Annotated in this window: 17 protein-coding genes and 1 tRNA gene; 7 read left to right on the top strand and 11 right to left on the bottom strand. The window is 71.0% G+C overall.

Annotated elements, in window-relative coordinates; genetic code table 11:
* Positions 1-4: 4 nt before the first annotated feature.
* On the top strand, positions 5-841 hold the full coding sequence (locus ACTWQO_RS15940; protein ID WP_443237971.1) for a triphosphoribosyl-dephospho-CoA synthase: 837 nt from the start codon (positions 5-7) through the stop codon (positions 839-841).
* On the opposite strand, the gene ACTWQO_RS15935 is transcribed toward ACTWQO_RS15940, so the two are convergent.
* The 4 genes from ACTWQO_RS15935 to ACTWQO_RS15920 all read right to left on the bottom strand — a co-directional run bounded on the left by ACTWQO_RS15935 (position 813) and on the right by ACTWQO_RS15920 (position 6,591).
* On the bottom strand, positions 813-2,042 hold the full coding sequence (locus ACTWQO_RS15935; RefSeq protein WP_443237970.1) for an MFS transporter: 1,230 nt from the start codon (positions 2,040-2,042) through the stop codon (positions 813-815). The genes ACTWQO_RS15940 and ACTWQO_RS15935 overlap by 29 nt on opposite strands.
* Positions 2,043-2,111: 69 nt before the next feature.
* Positions 2,112-3,449, bottom strand: a complete 1,338-nt coding sequence (gene pdxR / locus ACTWQO_RS15930; protein ID WP_443238050.1) for a MocR-like pyridoxine biosynthesis transcription factor PdxR — start codon at positions 3,447-3,449, stop codon at positions 2,112-2,114.
* Positions 3,450-3,512: 63 nt separating this feature from the next.
* On the bottom strand, positions 3,513-4,988 hold the full coding sequence (locus ACTWQO_RS15925; RefSeq protein WP_443237969.1) for an aminopeptidase P family protein: 1,476 nt from the start codon (positions 4,986-4,988) through the stop codon (positions 3,513-3,515).
* Positions 4,989-5,070: 82 nt separating this feature from the next.
* Positions 5,071-6,591, bottom strand: a complete 1,521-nt coding sequence (locus ACTWQO_RS15920) for a PP2C family protein-serine/threonine phosphatase (protein WP_443237968.1) — start codon at positions 6,589-6,591, stop codon at positions 5,071-5,073.
* Between the two features lie 491 nt (positions 6,592-7,082).
* Here ACTWQO_RS15920 and ACTWQO_RS15915 point away from each other — a divergent pair, with 491 nt between their 5' ends.
* Both ACTWQO_RS15915 and ACTWQO_RS15910 read left to right on the top strand, forming a co-directional pair.
* Positions 7,083-7,748: a bifunctional DNA primase/polymerase gene (locus ACTWQO_RS15915; protein ID WP_443237967.1), complete on the top strand. Its 666-nt coding sequence runs from the start codon at positions 7,083-7,085 to the stop codon at positions 7,746-7,748.
* A gap of 56 nt (positions 7,749-7,804) precedes the next feature.
* Complete coding sequence (locus ACTWQO_RS15910) at positions 7,805-8,338, top strand: hypothetical protein (RefSeq protein ID WP_443237966.1); 534 nt, start codon at positions 7,805-7,807, stop codon at positions 8,336-8,338.
* A 267-nt stretch (positions 8,339-8,605) separates the two neighbouring features.
* On the opposite strand, the gene ACTWQO_RS15905 is transcribed toward ACTWQO_RS15910, so the two are convergent.
* The 3 genes from ACTWQO_RS15905 to ACTWQO_RS15895 form a co-directional block, all read right to left on the bottom strand.
* Entirely contained in the window at positions 8,606-9,571 is a 966-nt protein-coding gene (locus ACTWQO_RS15905) for a DUF5926 family protein (RefSeq protein ID WP_443237965.1), read from the bottom strand.
* Positions 9,572-9,681: 110 nt separating this feature from the next.
* Positions 9,682-10,233: an ATP-binding protein gene (locus tag ACTWQO_RS15900; RefSeq protein WP_443237964.1), complete on the bottom strand. Its 552-nt coding sequence runs from the start codon at positions 10,231-10,233 to the stop codon at positions 9,682-9,684.
* Between the two features lie 216 nt (positions 10,234-10,449).
* Entirely contained in the window at positions 10,450-11,277 is an 828-nt protein-coding gene (locus ACTWQO_RS15895) for a glycerophosphodiester phosphodiesterase (RefSeq protein ID WP_443237963.1), read from the bottom strand.
* A gap of 300 nt (positions 11,278-11,577) precedes the next feature.
* On the opposite strand from ACTWQO_RS15895, the gene ACTWQO_RS15890 reads away from it, so the two are divergent.
* The gene (locus ACTWQO_RS15890) at positions 11,578-13,038 is read left to right on the top strand and encodes a S1C family serine protease (RefSeq protein WP_443237962.1); all 1,461 of its coding nucleotides are present in this window, start codon (positions 11,578-11,580) and stop codon (positions 13,036-13,038) included.
* A gap of 63 nt (positions 13,039-13,101) precedes the next feature.
* Positions 13,102-13,188 (top strand) — tRNA-Ser (locus tag ACTWQO_RS15885).
* Between the two features lie 308 nt (positions 13,189-13,496).
* Here the strand turns inward: ACTWQO_RS15885 and ACTWQO_RS15880 are convergent.
* The 4 genes from ACTWQO_RS15880 to ACTWQO_RS15865 all read right to left on the bottom strand — a co-directional run bounded on the left by ACTWQO_RS15880 (position 13,497) and on the right by ACTWQO_RS15865 (position 16,552).
* Positions 13,497-13,673, bottom strand: a complete 177-nt coding sequence (locus ACTWQO_RS15880) for a hypothetical protein (RefSeq protein ID WP_443237961.1) — start codon at positions 13,671-13,673, stop codon at positions 13,497-13,499.
* Between the two features lie 309 nt (positions 13,674-13,982).
* Positions 13,983-15,002 carry an NADPH:quinone reductase gene (locus tag ACTWQO_RS15875; RefSeq protein ID WP_443237960.1) on the bottom strand — a complete coding sequence of 340 codons (1,020 nt, stop codon included), beginning with the start codon at positions 15,000-15,002 and terminating at the stop codon, positions 13,983-13,985.
* Between the two features lie 102 nt (positions 15,003-15,104).
* Positions 15,105-15,998 (bottom strand): aldo/keto reductase, encoded by an 894-nt coding sequence (locus tag ACTWQO_RS15870; protein WP_443237959.1) that lies wholly within the window; start codon positions 15,996-15,998, stop codon positions 15,105-15,107.
* Positions 15,995-16,552: a TetR/AcrR family transcriptional regulator gene (locus ACTWQO_RS15865; RefSeq protein WP_443237958.1), complete on the bottom strand. Its 558-nt coding sequence runs from the start codon at positions 16,550-16,552 to the stop codon at positions 15,995-15,997. Before ACTWQO_RS15865 ends, ACTWQO_RS15870 begins: the two co-directional genes overlap by 4 nt.
* A gap of 260 nt (positions 16,553-16,812) precedes the next feature.
* On the opposite strand from ACTWQO_RS15865, the gene ACTWQO_RS15860 reads away from it, so the two are divergent.
* Together ACTWQO_RS15860 and ACTWQO_RS15855 are read left to right on the top strand one after the other, a co-directional pair.
* Positions 16,813-17,031 (top strand): hypothetical protein, encoded by a 219-nt coding sequence (locus ACTWQO_RS15860; protein WP_443237957.1) that lies wholly within the window; start codon positions 16,813-16,815, stop codon positions 17,029-17,031.
* Positions 17,032-17,152: 121 nt separating this feature from the next.
* Positions 17,153-17,377, top strand: coding sequence for a hypothetical protein (locus tag ACTWQO_RS15855; protein ID WP_443237956.1), 225 nt, complete (start codon positions 17,153-17,155; stop codon positions 17,375-17,377).
* The last annotated feature ends 350 nt before the right edge of the window (positions 17,378-17,727 follow it).

Genomic DNA, 17,727 nt, shown 5'->3' with positions numbered 1-17,727 from the left:
GACGATGACGAGCCGCGAGGACGAGAGGCTGGCGGGGGCCGCCGTGACCGCGCTGACCGGGCAGCTGGCGCTGGCTCCCAAGCCAGGCCTGCCCGACCCGCGTGACCTGGGCGCCCGCGCCACGCGCAGGGACCACCGTGCCCTGCGCTGGTCGGCCAAGGCGCTGACGCCCGGCCTCGCGGCGATGGCCGCGGCGGCCCGCCGCACCGGCGAACCCACGCCCGGACTACGTGCCGAACTGGGCGCGATCGGGCGCTGCACCGAGCACTCGGTGGGCCTCGCGGGCGGCGGCCACCGCGGTGCTCTGTGGGCGCTCGGCCTGCTGGTCGCGGCATCCGCCCTCGACCCCCGGGCCGGTGCGCGCGAGGTGGCCGCGACCGCCAAGCGCATCGCCGCGCACCCCGACAAGCGCGCCCCGCGCAGGCCCTCCCGGGGGTCCTCGGTGTCCGCCAAGTACGGTGCCGCGGGCGCCCGCGGCGAGGCCCGCGCCGGATTCCCGCACGTACGGCGGGCGTTGGACGCGCTCACCACGGTCCGCTCGGCCGGCGCCACGGAGGGCGAGGCCCAGCTCGACGCCCTGCTCACGGTGATGTCCACCCTCCAGGACACCGAACTGCTGTACACGGCGGGCCCGCTGGGGCTGCGCCATGTCCAGGCCGGTGCCCGCGGTGTCCTGGAGGCGGGCGGTACGGCGACGGAGGCGGGCCGCGCAGCTCTGACCGCCCTCGACGCCGACCTGCACGCGCGCGCGTGGAGCCCGCGGGGGAGTGCGGGGCTGCTGGCGGGGGCGCTGTTCCTGGACTCGCTGCCGGTCAGCGCACGCGTACCGGCCGCGGTCTGACGTCACGATGCCTCCGGCCGGTGGCCATCCGGGCCGCCGGTCCCATCGCATACGACGCCGCCAGCGTCGTCGCGCCCAGCAGCAGCCAGCCCGATGTCCCCCACCCCACGAGCAGCGTCGTCAGGACGAGCGGACCGGCGGTGCGGGCGACGGTCACGCCGGTGCCGAAGAAGCCCTGGTACTCACCGACCCGGTCGGCCGGCGCGAGGTCGAACGACAGCTGCCAGGAGCCCGCCGACTGCCCCATCTCGGCGACGACCTGCAGCACCGCGCCGATCACCAGGACAGCCACGGCCACCCACGACGAAACGCCCGCCGACAGCGCGAACACCCCACACGCGGCCAGCATCACCCAGCCCGACCGCCGCACCGCGCGCGTGGCCGTCGCGAGCCCCGTGATCCCGCGTGCCGTTCGCACCTGAAGGGCCATCACCGCCCCGGTGTTGAGCACGAACAGCGCTGCCACCAGCCAGGCCGGAGCATCCGTCCGCTCCGTGATCCACAACGGTATCCCGAGGCTGAGCAAGGGCATCCGCAGCAGCAGGACGGTGTTGAGCAGCGTGATGGCGGCATACGGCCGGTCGCGCAGGACCCCGAGCCGCTCGGCACGCTCCACGCGCGCGTGGGCAACGGCCGGCAGCCTCAGCAGCAGCCCCGCACACACCACGAAACTCGCCGCGTCCAACGCGAACACCCCGAGATACGCCGTCGTGGTCCCGGCCTGCAGCGCGAGCCCGCCCAGTCCGGCGCCCACCGCCAGACCGGCGTTGAGCGTCGCCTGCAGATGCGCCAGCAGCCCGGTCCGCTCCCCGGCGGACACCAGCCCGGCCAGCAGCGCCTGCCGGGCCGCCGCGAGCCCGGACTGCGCGGTGGCGTACGCACACGCCGCGACAACGAACGGCACAAAGCCCCGTACGACAAGGAACGACGCCACCGCGAGCCCCGTCGCCAACGCCAGCAGCACCGCCGTACCGCGCGGCCCACGCCGGTCCGCGAGCCGCCCCAGCGGTACGCCCGCCAGCGACCCGACGCCCCACGCGAGGGTGAGCCCCAGTCCCACGCGCGCGGGGTCGAGGCCGACGACATGGGTGAAGTACAGGGCGGACGTCACGTAGTAGGCGCCGTCGCCGACCGAGTTGGTCAGCTGAGCCAGGGCCAGGACACGCTGAGGGCCCGCGGGCGGGACGAGCGAGTTCGTCATGCCGACGACACTAGAAGCGCACTGGACCCCTCAGAAGGCCCAATCAACCGCTCCTTCAGTGACCCAATTTCAGCGGTCCAGCACCTTACCCAACACCTCCAGCGCCTCCGGATACACCCGCTCCCGAGGCGTCCCGTACCCCACGACCAGCCCCTGAGGCCGGCCCTCACCGGATGCGTGCCAGTGCTCGCCCAGATGACCGACGGCGAGCCCCGCGGCCTCCGCCCGCTCCAGAGCCGCCGCCTCGTCCTCGACCTCCACCAGCGCATGCAACCCGGCCGCGATCCCCCGCACGTGCCGCCGCGCCCCCAGCCGTTCCACGAGCCGGTCCCGGCGCCGCCGGTACCGCAACCGGCACGCGCGCACATGACGGTCGTACGCATGGCTGTCGATCAGCTCGGCGAGCGCCAACTGCCCGATGGACTCGGTGTGATGGTCGCTGTGCAGCTTGGTGTCGGCCACCGCGTCGACCAGGTCAGGCGGCAACACCATCCAGCCGAGCCGCAGCGCGGGCCCCAGCGTCTTGGAGGCGGTGCCCAGATAGACCACTTGCCTCGGTGCCATCCCCTGAAGGGCACCGACGGGCTGCCGGTCGTAACGGAACTCCCCGTCGTAGTCGTCCTCGACAATCAGCCCGCCACGCGCGCGTGCCCAGTCGGTGAGCGCCCGCCGCCGCTCGGGATGCAGCGTCACGCCGGTCGGATACTGATGCGCCGGCGTGACGACCACGGCGGCTGCATCCCCGAACCCCTCGACGCAGGCCCCCCGTTCATCGACCCGGACGGGCACCACGCTCCCGCCCGCACGCCGCACCACCTCCCGGTGAAAGGGCAGCCCGGGATCCTCCATCCCGAAGGTGCCGCCCTCCAGCACACGCGTCAGCAGCGAGAGCCCCTGCACATACCCGGAGGTGATCACGATCCGCTCCGGCGGCGCGATGACACCCCGCGCGCGTCCCAGATACCCCGACAGCGCGGTCCGCAGTTCGATACGCCCTCGCGGATCCCCGTAGTCGTACGCCGCGGAGGGCGCCGTGGCGATGGCACGCCGCAGCGCACGCAGCCAAGCAGCGGCCGGAAACGCCCCCACGTCCGGACTCCCCGGCCGCAGATCGAACAGGGGCGCACGCGCGCGTGCGGCGGCCTCCGGCGGCTCGGCGGTGGCGGAGGGCAGCGGGGCGACCTGCGTACCGGCACCTTGCCGAGCAGTCAGATACCCCTCGGCGACGAGCTGGTCGTAAGCGGCCTTCACGGTCCCCCGCGAAACCCCCAACTCAGCCGCGAGCCGCCGAGTAGCGGGCAACCGAGCCCCAGGAGCAAGCCGCCCATCCCGAACGGCGTCGCGCAGGGCACGCTCAAGCCCAGCACGACGCCCCTCAGCGGCGATGACTTCTAGATGCAGGTCCACACCCACGCCGCCAGGGGCGCGGGGAACTGCGCGATCAACCACCAACGACCCGCAGTCGGGAGATCAGCTGATGTCCCCCTTGAGACCTGCCATCCACGCCTCAACCTCATCAGACCGCCGAGGAAGCCCACCCGACAGATTCCGGTTCCCACTCTCCGTCACCAGAATGTCGTCCTCGATCCGCACACCGATCCCCCGGTACTCCTCCGGCACCGTCAGATCGTCGGCCTGGAAGTAAAGCCCCGGCTCCACCGTCAGACACATCCCCGGCTCCAACGTGCCGTCGACATACGTCTCGGTCCGAGCCACCGCACAGTCATGGACATCCAGCCCGAGCATGTGCCCGGTGCCATGCAGCGTCCACCGCCGCTGCAGCCCCAGCTCCAGCACCCGCTCCACCGGCCCCTCGACGAGCCCCCACTCGACCAGCTTCTCGGTCAGCACCCGCTGCGCGGCGTCATGGAAGTCCCGGTACTTCGCACCCGGCTTCACCGCCGCGATCCCGGCCTCCTGAGCCTCGTACACGGCGTCGTAGATCTTCTTCTGGATCTCGCTGAACCGCCCGTTGATCGGCAGCGTCCGCGTGACATCGGCGGTGTACAGGGTGTGTGTCTCGACGCCCGCGTCCAGCAGCAGCAGCTCACCGGAGCGCACGGGCCCGTCGTTGCGCACCCAGTGCAGCGTGCAGGCGTGCGGCCCGGCCGCGCAGATGGAGCCGTAGCCGATGTCGTTGCCCTCGACGCGCGCGCGGAGGAAGAACGTGCCCTCGATGTACCGCTCGGAGGTCGCCTCGGCCTTGTCGAGGACCTTCACCACGTCCTCGAAGCCACGCACGGTCGAGTCGACGGCCTTCTGCAGCTCGCCGATCTCGAAGGCGTCCTTGACCAGCCGCGCCTCGGACAGGAAGACCCGCAGCTCCTCATCCCGCTCGGCGGTGACCTTGTCGGTGAGCGCGGCCTCGATGCCGGCGTCGTAGCCCCGTACGACCCGGACCGGACCCGTGGCCTCCGCCAGCGCGTCCGCCAGCTCGCGCACGTCCGCGGCCGGGATGCCGTACAGCTTCTCCGCCTCGGTGAGCGAGTGCCGGCGGCCGACCCACAGCTCGCCCTGGCCGGAGAGCCAGAACTCGCCGTTCTCGCGGTCGGAGCGCGGCAGGAGGTAGATCGTCGCCTTGTGACCGTCCGCGACGGGCTCCAGGACGAGCACGCCGTCCTCGGTCTGGTTGCCGGTGAGGTACGCGTATTCCACCGACGCGCGGAAGGGGTACTCCGTGTCGTTCGAGCGGGTCTTCAGGTTGCCCGCGGGGATCACCAGACGCTCGCCCGGGAAACGCGCCGACAGCGCGGCGCGCCGCGCGGCGGTCTCGGCGGCCTGGGCGATCGGCTCCAGGTCGCGCAGCTCCGTGTCGGCCCAGCCGGCCTTCATGTTCTCGGCCAGCTCGTCGGACACGCCCGGGTACAGGCCGTTCTTGCGCTGCTTGATCGGCTTCTCCGACTCAGTCTCCGGGGTCTCCGGGGTGAGTTCGTCGGCCACGGTCATCCTCCTAGATACGGCACTGGACCCCGTCCATCGTACGGTCGCGAGGAAGGGGGCCCAGGGCCGGAAGACCTGTTACCGGCTGCTACTCGAAGCGAGCGGCCAGTAGTACGACGTCCTCCGCGGAGTCCGTTTCGTCCCGCCCGTCCGGCAGTACGGTCCGCAGGATGTGGTCGGCGATCGCGTCCGGGTCCCGGCGCAGGCTCCGGGGTACGCCGGCCGCCGCGGCGTGCAGCCGGGCGAAGGCGCGGTCCGTGGGGTCGCCGGTGCGGTGCAGCAGCCCTTCGGTGTACAGCAGCACCGTCTCCCCGGCTTCCGCCTCCAGTTCCACGCTGGGCGCCTCCCAGCAGGCGAGCATCCCCAGCGGCGCGGACACGGACGTCTCCACGAACTCCGTGCGCCGCTCACCGATCAGCAGCGGCGGGGTGTGTCCCGCGCCGGCCAGCGTGATCTTGCGCAGCGCGGGCTCACAGTAGGCGAACAGGGCGGTGGCGGACCGGGCGGGCTCGGTGAGCCTCAGGAGCAGCTCCAGGTCGGACAGGACGGCGACGGGGTCCTCGCCCTCCATCACGGCGTACGCCCGCAGGGACGCCCGCAGCCGGCCCATCGCGGCGACGGCGCTGGGTCCGGAGCCGGTCACCGAGCCCACGGCCAGGCCGAGCGCGGCGTCCGGCAGCGGGAGCGCGTCGTACCAGTCGCCGCCCCCGCGCGGGCTGGTGCGATGCCGGACGGCGAGCTGCATGCCGGCCACCCGCGGCAGCCGCGAGGGGAGCAGTTCCTCGGCCATCGTCGCCATGCACGCGCGCGTGCGCTCGACTTCGACCAGCCGGGCCAGGTGCTCGGTGGCGTAGCGGACGTACAGGCCGACGAGGTGGCGCTGCCGCTCGACCGGCTCGGCGGGCTCGTCGTAGAGCCATACGGCGGCACCGAGGCGGCCGGCGGCGGGTGTGGACAGGGGGAGCGTGTAGCTGGCGGCATAGCCGAGGCGCGCGGCGACCTCGCGGTGCCGCGGGTCGAGGCCGTCCTCGGCGAACAGATCGGGCTGGACGATGCCGTCCTCGACGCCGGGCAGGCCGTCGAGGATCCGGCCGAAGGGCATCGCGCCGCGCGGCACGGTCTCGATGTGGCCGAGATCGGCTCGCGCCAGGCCGAGGCCGATGGTCGTGTCCGGTCCGAGCCCGTCGCCGGGCTCCAGCGCGACGAGACCGCGCCGGGCGCCCACGAGGGCGGCTCCGGCGCGCAGCACTTCCTGGAGGGCCTCCGCCAGTGTGGCTGTGCGGGCCAGACGTTCGGTGAGTTCGTGGAGAGTCGTGAGGTCCGAGACCCAGCCGGCCAGGCGGTCCTGGAGCAGTGCGCCGGGCGCGTTCGGGGCGGGGACGGCTGGGTCGGCTGCGTTTTCGGAGGCCGCGGGCGCGGGCGCGACAGTGTGTGCGGGCGAGGGAACCGTTGAATCGATTCCAGCCACTTTCGGAGCGTGAGGGGCGTTCATGGCGTCCGGCTTTCCGACCGGTGCGTATTGCTCGATAGCATCGCAAACCCCCATGTCATTCTGCGCCGCTAGCAGTGTCTCCACATGTACACGCACTCGTGAGGGGATGTCCAGCATTGTCCTGCTGGGATTCCTGGTGTCCGTGGGATTTACGTAGACCTCTTGCGTAAAAGCGAAGTTGGCTCAAAACTGCCTCGGGTAACGGCCTATTGCGGTCGACTGGCCTTGCTCCACGGAGCGTCACAGCGGTCGTGATGGGTACGTACTCGGTGAAGGCCAGGGGTGGTTGGGAATCACCCGGAACCTGGCGACGGACCCGGGCGTCTTAGCCACCGACGACCGTGCCCCATCCTCCCGTGGCGGAGGCGAAGAGAAACACGCGCGACAGCAAAACGCCAGACTTCGCCACCCCACGCCACGCCCGTGCTTTTGATAGACGCAGTATGGACGAGGCTGCCGCGGAAGCTGCAACGCTCGGCCCATAGGGGTTCCCCATGCCTGAGGCTGGGGTGTGATGCGCCAATAGGTACGCACAGTGAAGTGATCGACACATGGTGTGATGTGGTCCACGGTGTTGCCAGCGGTGCAACGGAAAGGAACGAGCGCTCATGCGCGAGATCCTCGGAAGGCGACGCAGGCTCCTGTCCCAGCGCAGTGACGGGGGGCCTGACGTGATTCGCGCGGCCCTGACCTACGCGACGGAATGGCAGTGGCCCGTACTCCCGGGCGTGGCGGCGGACCCTCAGGGCCGCTCCCGCTGCGCCTGCCCGGACCCGGACTGCACGGTGCCGGGCGCGCACCCCTTCGACCCCGGCCTCCTCGCGGCCACCACCGACGCCCGCATGGTGCGCTGGTGGTGGGGCAACCGGCCCGCCGCACCGATCGTCCTGGCCACCGGCGGCAAGGCTCCGTGCGCGGTGTCGCTGCCCGCCCTGCCGGCCGCCCGCGCCCTGGGCGCCCTCGACCGCATGGGCATGCGCCTCGGCCCGGTCGTGGCCTCGCCCACCCGGTGGGCGCTGCTGGTGAAGCCGTACTCCATGGAGCAGCTGGGTGAACTGCTGTACGCCCAGGACTTCGTCCCGGGCTCGCTCCGCTTCCACGGTGAGGGCGGCTATCTGGCGCTGCCGCCGTCCGAGACCGGCCAGGGGGAGATCCGCTGGGAGCGCGCACCGCTGCCCGGCTCGGCCTCCCCGTGGGTGCCCGACGTCGAGGCTGTGGTGGACGCCGTGGTCGAGGCCCTCACTCGTACGGGTGTGAGCGCGCCCGAGTTGTAGGGGTGTCGGGCGCGCACCGGACCGAGCGCCCCAATCCGGTCGATATCGTCCCCTTCATGAACATTCGCCTGATCGCCCTCGCGGGCGTGGTGGCATGCGCGATCGCGCTGCCGCTGGCTGTTGCGTCCGCGGGGCCCGTGGGCGACCAGGACCCCGAGGCCGTACGCCCGTCCCGTCAGCCGGACGCCAAAGCGCCCTCCCCCGAACCCGCCGACGCCCCTGGGCTGCTCGGCCTGGGCCTGGCCACCGCCGCCCGCTGCGGCCCCGAACTCACCTCGCCCGACGGCATCGAGGCACAGACCTGTGTGATGACCCAGGGTGAGGACACCTGGGCGCGCACCTACTACCGCAATGCGAGCGGGGACGCGCTGGACTCGGTGCTGAGCCTCATGGGGCCCGGTGGCCGCACCATGCAGATGCGCTGCCCGATCGGCGCCGACGACGAGCCGGCCACCTGTGAGACGCCACGGGAGCGGACGCGGGGCTACTTGGGTGCCTACACGGCGGTCGCGGAGTTCGCCTCCCGGGCCGGCGAGGGGCCGCTGCTGCTGCGGTCGGGGAGCAACTCCGGGGCGCCTGCGGGCGGTTGACGCGCGAGGGGTCTTCTCCTTCGCGCGGTGCTTCGCGCCCTCGGCGAGGCGGCCGCATGGAAAGACCCGGTTGCTGGCGACGGGGGATGCACCAGCAACCGGGCTATTGGAACGGTAACAAGAGATCGGCTGTTCGCAAATTCGATCTCTCGTTTTGCTCGGCTATTCGGACACCGACTCGCCTGCCGGAACGGGGAGTTGTGGACGGAGCCGACCGTTCCGTCAAGGCTTGCTCCGGCTGACCGACCGGTCAGCCGGAGCTGTGTGTCAGCTGAGCGTGACCTGCCGGTTGGTGAGGCCGCCGCGCGCGCGGCGCTCGTCGGCGGTGAGCGGAGCGTCCGTGGCCAGCGCGGTGGCGAGGCGCTCGGCGAACTCGGCGGCCGGCTTCTCGATGTCCTGCGCGGTGACCTCGCTCGGCAGGTCCCAGACCGGGACGGTGAGCCCGTGAGCACGGAAGGAGCCGACCAGCCGGGTGCCTTCCCCGAGGCTCGACCTCCCGGTCGCGTGCAGCCGCGCGAGAGCGTCCAGAAGCTGCTCCTCCGGATGCGGCATGACCCACCGCAGGTGGTTCTTCTCCGGCGTCTCGCACCAGTACGCGGCATCCACGCCGGTCAGCTTCACGGTCGGGATGGCCGCCGCGTTGGCCCGCTCCAGGGAGGCGGCCACCTCCGGAGCGGCGTTGTCCGCGTCCGGGACCCAGAACTCGAAGCCCGAGTGCACGACTGGCTCGAACGCACCTTCCGGGGCGAGCAGATCCTGCAGCCGGGGACCGCCGGTGGGCGCCCGGCGCCCCTGAACGGGCGTGCCCGGCTTGGCGGTGAGGGCGTGCTGGAGGGTGTCGGCGAGGTCGCGGCTGATGTCGCCGGACGCCGTGTCGTTCTGCAGGCCGAGCAGGACCGAGCCGTCGTCGCGGCGCAGGGCGGGCCAGGCCATCGGCAGGACCGTGGCGAGCGTGACCGACGGAACGTCCCCCGGCAGACCGTCCTTGAGCGTCAGCTCGACGGTCGCGGCCGGGACCAGCTCACGCAGCGCCACCCAGTCGCATTCGCCCGGCAGGCCCTCGAACGGGCGCTGCACCAGCTCGGTCACCGCGTGCGCGGCGGCCCGGCCGTGGCACGCCTTGTAGCGGCGGCCGCTGCCGCAGGGGCAGGGTTCACGGGCACCGACGACCGGGATCTCAGCGTCTGTGAGCTGCGGCCGCGGGGCCTTCGTCTGGGGTCGCTTCTTGGCCATCGTGGTGTCTCCCGGTTACGGCTCGTGTCGTACGGCGGGAGCCTAGCCGTTCGCACCACGGCCGACGGGAACCCTGTGGACAACGTGGCCGACCGGGTGCAACGGGGGCTTCAGTCCAGGTCCTCGAAGGCGTGTCCGAAGTCCAGGTCGGCCATCGCGGACACCCGCGGAGCGGCGACACGCGTAGCGAAGTCGTCGCGCCGGTGACCGGCATCGGTGTCGTGCACGTCGTCGTGGACCACGACCCACACCGTGACCTCGCCGCGGGCGTCGTCCCGGACGCCCCAGTCGTCGGCCAGTGCGGTGATGATGTTCAGCCCGCGGCCGCCGTGCGCGGTGACCGAGGGCGTGGCCGGAGCCGGGCGGGTGGGCCCACCACCGTCCGTCACCTCGACCGTGAGTCTGCCGCGCCGGTCCACCCGCCATGCGGCCCGGACGTCGCCGTCCCCGGCCAGGGCGTCACCCAGCGGCCGACCGTGTTTGCACGCGTTGCTCAAGAGTTCGGAAAGAATCAATACGGCATCGTCGATGACCGATTCCGCCACACCACCCGTGCGCAACTGAGTGCGCATACGGTGTCTCGCTTCCCCCACGCCCGCAGGGCCATGGGGTACGGCCATGCTCGACGACGTGGGCACCTCCTGTGCCACCACCAACGCCACCCCCGAGACCTCCTTTGCCCCACGCCACGGTGTGGATGCCCCATTGGCCTGAACCGGAAACCGGACAGGCAACGTTCAGTGACGCATTCGCAACGATCGAATACGCATCGAACGCGCCGGAGCACTCCCTGTAACCATGTGGCTGGATTTCGCCGGTGTGGCCGAGATCGGAGGATGCTGTAAGCAGGCTGTGGGGGTCAAGCTTGGTTTCATGGTTCACCGACCGAGTCGGCGCAGCACCTCACCCGGGCGGTTGGTGATGATGGCGTCGATGCCCAGGTCGAGGCAGAGATCGACGTCCTGCGGCTCGTTCACGGTCCAGACGTGCACCTGGTGGCCGGCTCGCTTCAGGCGCTCGACATAGGCCGGATGGTTGCGCACGATCCGGATCGAGGGGCCCGCGATCCGGACACCCGCGGGCAGCCGTCCGTCGCGCAGCCGGGGCGAGACGAACTGCATCAGATAGACCGTCGGCAGGGTCGGCGAGGCGGCTCGTACGCGGTGCAGCGAGCGGGCCGAGAAGCTCATGATCCGCAATTGGGACTCTGCCGGCGTGGCGGGCGCGTCCAGCCCGAAGCGCTTCAGGAGCAGCAGCAACCGCTCCTCGACCTGGCCCGCCCAGCGGGTGGGGTGCTTGGTCTCGACGGCCAGCTCGATGCGGCGGCCGGTGTCGGCGATGAGTTCGAGCAGCCGCTCCAGGGTCAGGACGGAGGTGTCCTCCGGGTCCTCGGGCAGGTGCTCCCAGTCGGGCTCCTCGTCCCGCATCCGCCAGGAGTCCCGGTGCTTCCAGGAGCCGAAGTCCAGGGCCGCCAGCTCGGCGAGCTCCAGCGCGGAGACCGCTCCGCGGCCGTTGGAGGTGCGGTTGACGCGGCGGTCGTGGACACAGACGAGATGGCCGTCGGCGGTCAGCCGTACATCGCACTCGAGGGCGTCCGCACCGTCCTCGATCGCCTTCTTGTATGCGGCCAGGGTGTGCTCGGGAGCCTCTTCGGAGGCCCCGCGGTGGGCGACGACTTGAATCCGGTGCTGCCGTGCAGGGGTCACCGCGTCATGGTGCCACCGCGACGGGGTAGGCGTGACGGCGATACCCCTGCGTCGGGCACGCGCGCGTGGCGGGCGGGAGCGGGAGCGTCGAGATGCGCCCACCCTGTCCGAAAGGTCCTATATAAAGGATGGTCCCGCACCCACAGCAACCGCTTATGGTGCTCTGACGGCCCGTGGGAAAAGCTGTCGGCAGACAAAAGAAGCACATGCACAGCTGAATCGCGCCGGACCGACGACAAGCGTGAGCGCGCGTGACCGAGTGCGACCGAGAAGAACAGCCGTGGATCGAGGAGAAAAGCTGTGAGCACCGAGAACGAGGGCACTGCGGTACCCCCGGCCCCGTCCGCACCTCCCGTGCCGGTGGAATCTCCCGCAGCTTCCACGCCGCCGGCTCCCACACCGTCGGTGCCCGCGGGTGCCCCGGACCATGAACCGGCCCGCACCGCGCCCGCGTACGCGTCGGCCGGATCCCCGGGCCAGGGCGGCGGTTCCGCCCCGGACGCGTCCTGGCCGCCCCCGCCCCCGGCCACTCCGTCGTACGGGGACTCAGGTGCCTCGGGAGCCGGCTCGTACACCGACGGGGGCTCTGGAGGATCGGGCTCCGGCTGGGGTGCCGGCTTCCCGCCGCCCGCTCCCAAGCCCCGTAGCAGGCGCGGTGGCCTGGTCGCCGCGATCCTGACCGCCGCCCTGGTCGCGGGCGGCCTGGGCGGCGGCCTCGGCTACACCCTGGCCAGGAACAACGACAGCGGCGACTCCACGACCGTCTCCGCCTCCGACAGCGGCGGCTCCGTCAAGCGTGACGCGGGCACCATCGCGGGCGTGGCGGACCAGGCCCTGCCGAGCACGGTCACCATCCAGGCCGAGTCCTCCAGCGGCGAGGGCGGCACCGGCACCGGCTTCGTCTTCGACAAAGAGGGCCACATCGTCACCAACAACCACGTGGTGGCCGAGGCGGTCGACGGCGGCAAGCTGACGGCCACCTTCCCGGACGGGAAGAAGTACGACGCCCAGGTCGTCGGCCATGCGGCGGGCTACGACGTCGCGGTCATCAAGCTCGAGAACGCCCCGTCGAACCTGAAGCCCCTGACACTGGGCGACTCCGACAAGGTGGCCGTCGGCGACTCCACCATCGCCATCGGCGCCCCCTTCGGCCTGTCCAACACGGTGACCACGGGCATCATCAGCGCCAAGAACCGCCCCGTGGCCTCCAGCGACGGCACCGGCAGCAACGCGTCCTACATGAGCGCCCTGCAGACCGACGCCTCGATCAACCCGGGCAATTCCGGCGGCCCGCTGCTGGACGCCCAGGGCAACGTCATCGGCATCAACTCCGCGATCCAGTCCACCAGCAACGGCGGCCTGGGCGGCACCAGCCAGTCAGGCTCGATAGGGCTGGGCTTCGCCATCCCGATCAACCAGGCCAAGTACGTCGCCCAGCAGCTGATCAAGACCGGCAAGCCGGTCTACGCGAAGATCGGCGCGTCCGTCTCCCTGGAGGACACCACGGACGGGGCGAAGATCACCGAGCAGGGCGCCAGCGGCTCCGAGGCCGTCGAGCCCGGCGGCCCCGCCGCAGATGCCGGCCTCAAGCCCGGCGACGTCATCACCAAGCTCGACGACAGGGTGATCGACTCCGGTCCCACCCTCATCGGCGAGATCTGGACCCACCAGCCCGGCGACAAGGTCAAGATCACCTACGAACGCGACGGCCAGACCCGCACTGTGGACCTCACCCTGGGCTCCCGCGTCGGAGACAGCTGACCCGCACGCCCGCCTGCCAACCCGTTACTCTTGTTCCCGCGCCGCCGATCATCGGCAGCGCGGGGTGGGTTGCCCGAGCGGCCTAAGGGAACGGTCTTGAAAACCGTCGTGGCAGCGATGTCACCGTGGGTTCAAATCCCACACCCACCGCGCGATGAGCAGTGAGAACGGCCCCTGACCAGGTCATATGGTCAGGGGCCGTGGTGCTGTGGTGCCCGCTCGATGCCGCAACATCCTGAGAACTGCTCGAACGCCTGCTGGCCGGTGAGGACGAGCCGTCTTCCGCCGCGCGTGTACTGGTGTGCGGCGTTTGGATACGTGATCAGCAACAATCGGTAGCGGCTCCTTCGTATGCGGTCAGGACCTGAGCAGGGCCTCTCGCAACTGCGCCGCCCCGCCCGGAGAACGTCGGCCGGGGCGGCCGCCGTGTGTGCCGTTCAGTGATCGCTTATCGACGGTCAGGTGACCCTGGTGTCGTCCACCCGCTCGCCCTCCGCTTGAGACGGCTCGGTCCTGGGGACGTCCGGGTGCTGCTCCATGGCCGCGCTCTCAGCCGGTTCGTCACGTTCGCCCTCGGCCTGGGAGGGCGTGTGAGAGTACAGCCAGCGGTCGTAATCCGAGGCTCCGGTCTTCATGGCGGGCCTCCCTTGCTCGCTCAACTCCCATGCTCCTCCCTCGACCGCAGCCAGGGCGAGAGCGCGGTGCAGAGGAGGCACGAGTGTGTTCGCCCGCCGATAGACAGCCACGCTGAAGAGGGCCGACTAACGCCTGTGTGGTCGGGTAGCCGGATCACAACATCACAGGCGAGGTCCTGTGACTTCCAGTGATGGGTGGCCAGAGACGACGGGAGGTCCGCTGGCGGGCGGCTGGTGTTGACGGCCGACATGACCCGTAGCCCGGTGAGGTAGCGGTGGCGCTTTGTTCGCACGGCGGCTGGCTGGGCGTCACGACGTGACGTCCACCAGGACCTTGCCGACGGCACCGCTCTCCACCGCCCGGTGCGCGTCGGCGGTGCGGTCGAGCGGAAAGCGGACCAGCGGCAGGCCGTGCTCCTCGCCGACCGGCAGGGCGCCGGCGCGGATCGCGGCGACGACGTCCTCGGCGGCCGCGGCGCGCGCCTCCGGTCCGGCCGTGTAGAGCACCAGGAACTGGAAGCGGGTGTTCAGCGCCATGTTCTGCATCACGTCCAGTTCGACCGGCTTGCCACCGTCGTTGGCGTAGGTCGAGATCGTGCCGCGTGTCCGCAGCACGGCCAGGTCCAGTGCGAGGTTCGCGCCGAGCGCCACCTCGGCGACGATGTCGACGCCGTCCGGGGCGATCTTGCGGATCTCGGCGACCGGGTCTCCCTCGCGATAGTTGATCACGTGGTGGGCCCCGGCGGCGGTGGCCAGCCGGGCCTTCTCCGGGCCGCTGATCGTGCTGATCACGGTGGCGCCGGCCCACCGGGCGAGCTGGATCACCGCGTGCCCGACCGCCCCGGCCCCGCCTGCGGCGAGCACCACCATGCCGTCGAGCGCCCCGGGCCGCAGACGGCGCGGCCCGTCCTCGGCGACGGTGAGCGCGCGGTGTGCGGTGAGCGCGGGGACACCCAGGGTGGCGCCGACGTCGAAACCGGCCTCGTCGGGCAGCGGCACGGCCAGCTCGGCGGGCACGACGGTGAACTCGGCGGCGGTACCGGTGGGCCGCCCGGCAGCGGCAAAGAACAGCCAGACCCGCTGACCGACCCGGCTCTGGTCGATCCCCTCACCGACGGCGTCGATCGTGCCGGCGCCGTCATGGTGCGGGGTGACCTCGGAGAAGGGCTTGGGCTGGGCGGCGCCGGAGCGGGCCTTCCAGTCGGTCGGGTTGACCCCGGACACGGCAACCCGGACGCGAACCTCGCCGGGGCCGGGCGCGGGCAGGTCACGGTCGACGAGCTGAAGAACGTCGGGGCCGCCGTTGTCGCGGTAAATGATGGCCTTCATGATCCGTCCTTGGAGCCAGGCGAAGAAGGGTTTCCCGGCGCGGCCGGGCGTGTGGCCAGGGTGTCCGGCGTGTGGTCGCGCCCCGGGTCGCGTTGGTTCTGGTCAGCCGATGGGGACCTCGTTGGAGCGGGACTCGATGGCATCGAGAGTGGCGAGGGTCGCGGCGTCGAGGGTGATCTTGCTGACCGCCATGTTGGCCTCCAGGTGGGCGGCGTCGGCGGTGCCGGGGATGAGCAGCACGTTGGGGGCGTGGTGCAGCAGCCAGGCGAGGCCGACCTGGGAGGGTGTGACGCCCAGGGACTCGGCCACGGCGTGGACGGCCGGTTCGTCGGTCGCCTTGGGCAGGCCCGGGAAGGCACCGCCGAGCGGGAAGAACGGCACCCAGGCGATGCCCTCGGCCGCGCACAATTGCAGCAGGTCCTCGTCGTCGCGGGAGGCAAGACTGTAGGCGTTCTGCACGCAGGCAATGCCCGCTGGCAGGGCGCGGCGCAGGCCGTCGAGGGTGACGCTGCTCAGGCCGATCGCGCCGATTTTGCCCTCGTCGCGCAGGGCGGTCATCACCGCGAGCTGGTCATCGAGGTCGACCACTTGGTCGCCCTCGGGACGCAGCCCGGGGCCGGAGTCCAAGCGACGGAGGTTGACCACCGGGAGCCGGTCGACACCAAGGCTGCGCAGGTTGTCCTCGACGCTGGCACGCAGCTGCTCGGGCCGCTGCGCCAGACGCAACGGCACACGCCCGCCCGGGTTGGGGTCGGCGCCGACCTTCGTGACCACCAGGACGCCGTCCTCCGGACGCAGCACCTCGCGGATCACATCGTTGGCGAAACCGAAGCCGTAGAACTCGGCGGTGTCCACATGGTCGACGCCCAGCTCGACCGCGCGGCGCAGCAGCGCGACGGCCTCGCCCCGGCGGTCGCGCAGGCGCTCGAGCTGCAACGCGCCGTAGCCGACGCGTAAAACGGTGCGGTCGGCGAACGAAGCGGTCGGGGTGGTCATGACGCTGTCTCCTCGGTCGGTGATTGCAGGGCGGTGTACAGCAGTTCGGCCTGATAGAGCGCCATCAACCGGTGGGCGATCGGTGTGGCGCTCTCCCGGGCCTCGGCCGGCTCGTGATGCTCGACCTTGACCAGCCACGCCGTGACGCAGTCGTGCAGCATCGCGCGCATGTGCTCGGTCATGTCGACGACGATGTCGCGGATGGCCGGGTTGGTGGTCGCCTCGCCCCAGGTCTGCACGCCGACCCGGGCCTCGGCGGGGTGGATCGCGGCGATCAGGCGGGCGAGCAGTTCGTTGGGGCCGGGCGGGGCGTCGCCCGCGGCGTACTCGCCGAGGACCTTGGCGCGCTCGGCGAGCACCTCGCGGGCGGAGGCTTGGACCAGGTCGGCCTTGTTGCGGTAGTGCGCGTAGATCGAGCCGGCCGAGAGGCCGGACTCGGCGATGATGTCGGCGATCGAGGTCCGCTCCAGGCCGTTGCGGCCGAAGCAGCGTACGGCGGCCTCAGCGATCTGGGCGCGCCGGAATTCCTTGCGCGCATCGGTGAGCCGCGGCATCACACCCCCACAAAAGAAATGCTCGTTCTTCTTGTGGAGGACACTAACAGAATGCCTGCTCTGTTTGTCGCGGGGTGCCTCACGCGCGGTGACGGAGCGTGTGCAACTGCGCCCAGAGGGCCTCTGGCTCCGAGGTCCACCACAATCCCTGGACACCTCTGTGGCCAAGTAGCACCGCGAATGGCCATCCATCGCTGCGAGTCACAACAGGTCCCCCTCCTCGATGGACGCATAAATCGAACACATGATTGAATTTGTGCATGCGACCGATTCCCGCCGACCTCGCCCGGACGCAGCAGGAGTGGAGCGCCACCTACCGGCAGCTTGCGGAGCAGCCCGGCCGTACCGAGTTGCGCCGACATCTGTACCGGCTGTCGTCTCAGCTGTTCTTCCACCCCTACTGGCGGCAACGGCGGCCAAGCGCCGCTGAGTGGTGGGAACTGCGTGACCTGGGACGGTCGGACGGGGACATGTGCTGAGTGGCTCCATCACCGGATCCACCTGCGGCTTCAACGTGACGTGCGCTGCCGTCCGGACACCGAGGGTCGTCAAATGACGCGCTGGAATGCGGGGCCGTACATCCCGGATGATCCTGAAGCCATGTCCGGCCCGATTCGCGTGATCGTGCATCCACCTTCGCCCACCGGTGGCCGGCGGGTGCGCGTGAACGGCGAGATTCTCGGCCTGGCCCACAACGTGGCCGACGTCGCCGAGTTCCTCCGCCGAGCCGGCCTGGAGATCGACCCCGCCGAGGTCGCGGGGGTGCCGTGGATCGACTGGTGCGGAGTGGGGCCGGAACGCTGGGACTCGGAGACAAGGGGCTGACGCCCCTCCCCAGCCGAGGGGCCAACCGTCCCGTCTGAACGGCCGTGAACGGGGCTGAACGAGACGGAAATTGAGACGGCCGCGCGTACTGTCTACGGGCGTGGCAGATCGTGGGGTAGGTCGCAGACGTCGTCCCGGATGTGCAGCCTGCGGAGGTCCTGGACCAGTCCGAAGTGGGTACGGATGCATCGCCCACTTGGCGCGACAGCCAGTCTCGCCATGCTGCCTGAGCACAGTGCTGGCGGCATTCCAAACAGCGTGAGCGAACGCCGGACGTGGATAGGTCGACTGCCAGATCACGGTGCCGTCGGAGTCCGGACAGTCAGGGCTGACGTCGAGGTCGGGGAACT

It is taken from the genome of Streptomyces sp. 4N124 (assembly GCF_052245395.1).
Classification (GTDB): Bacteria; Actinomycetota; Actinomycetes; order Streptomycetales; family Streptomycetaceae; genus Streptomyces.
This window is presented reverse-complemented; position numbering and strand designations above follow the sequence as displayed.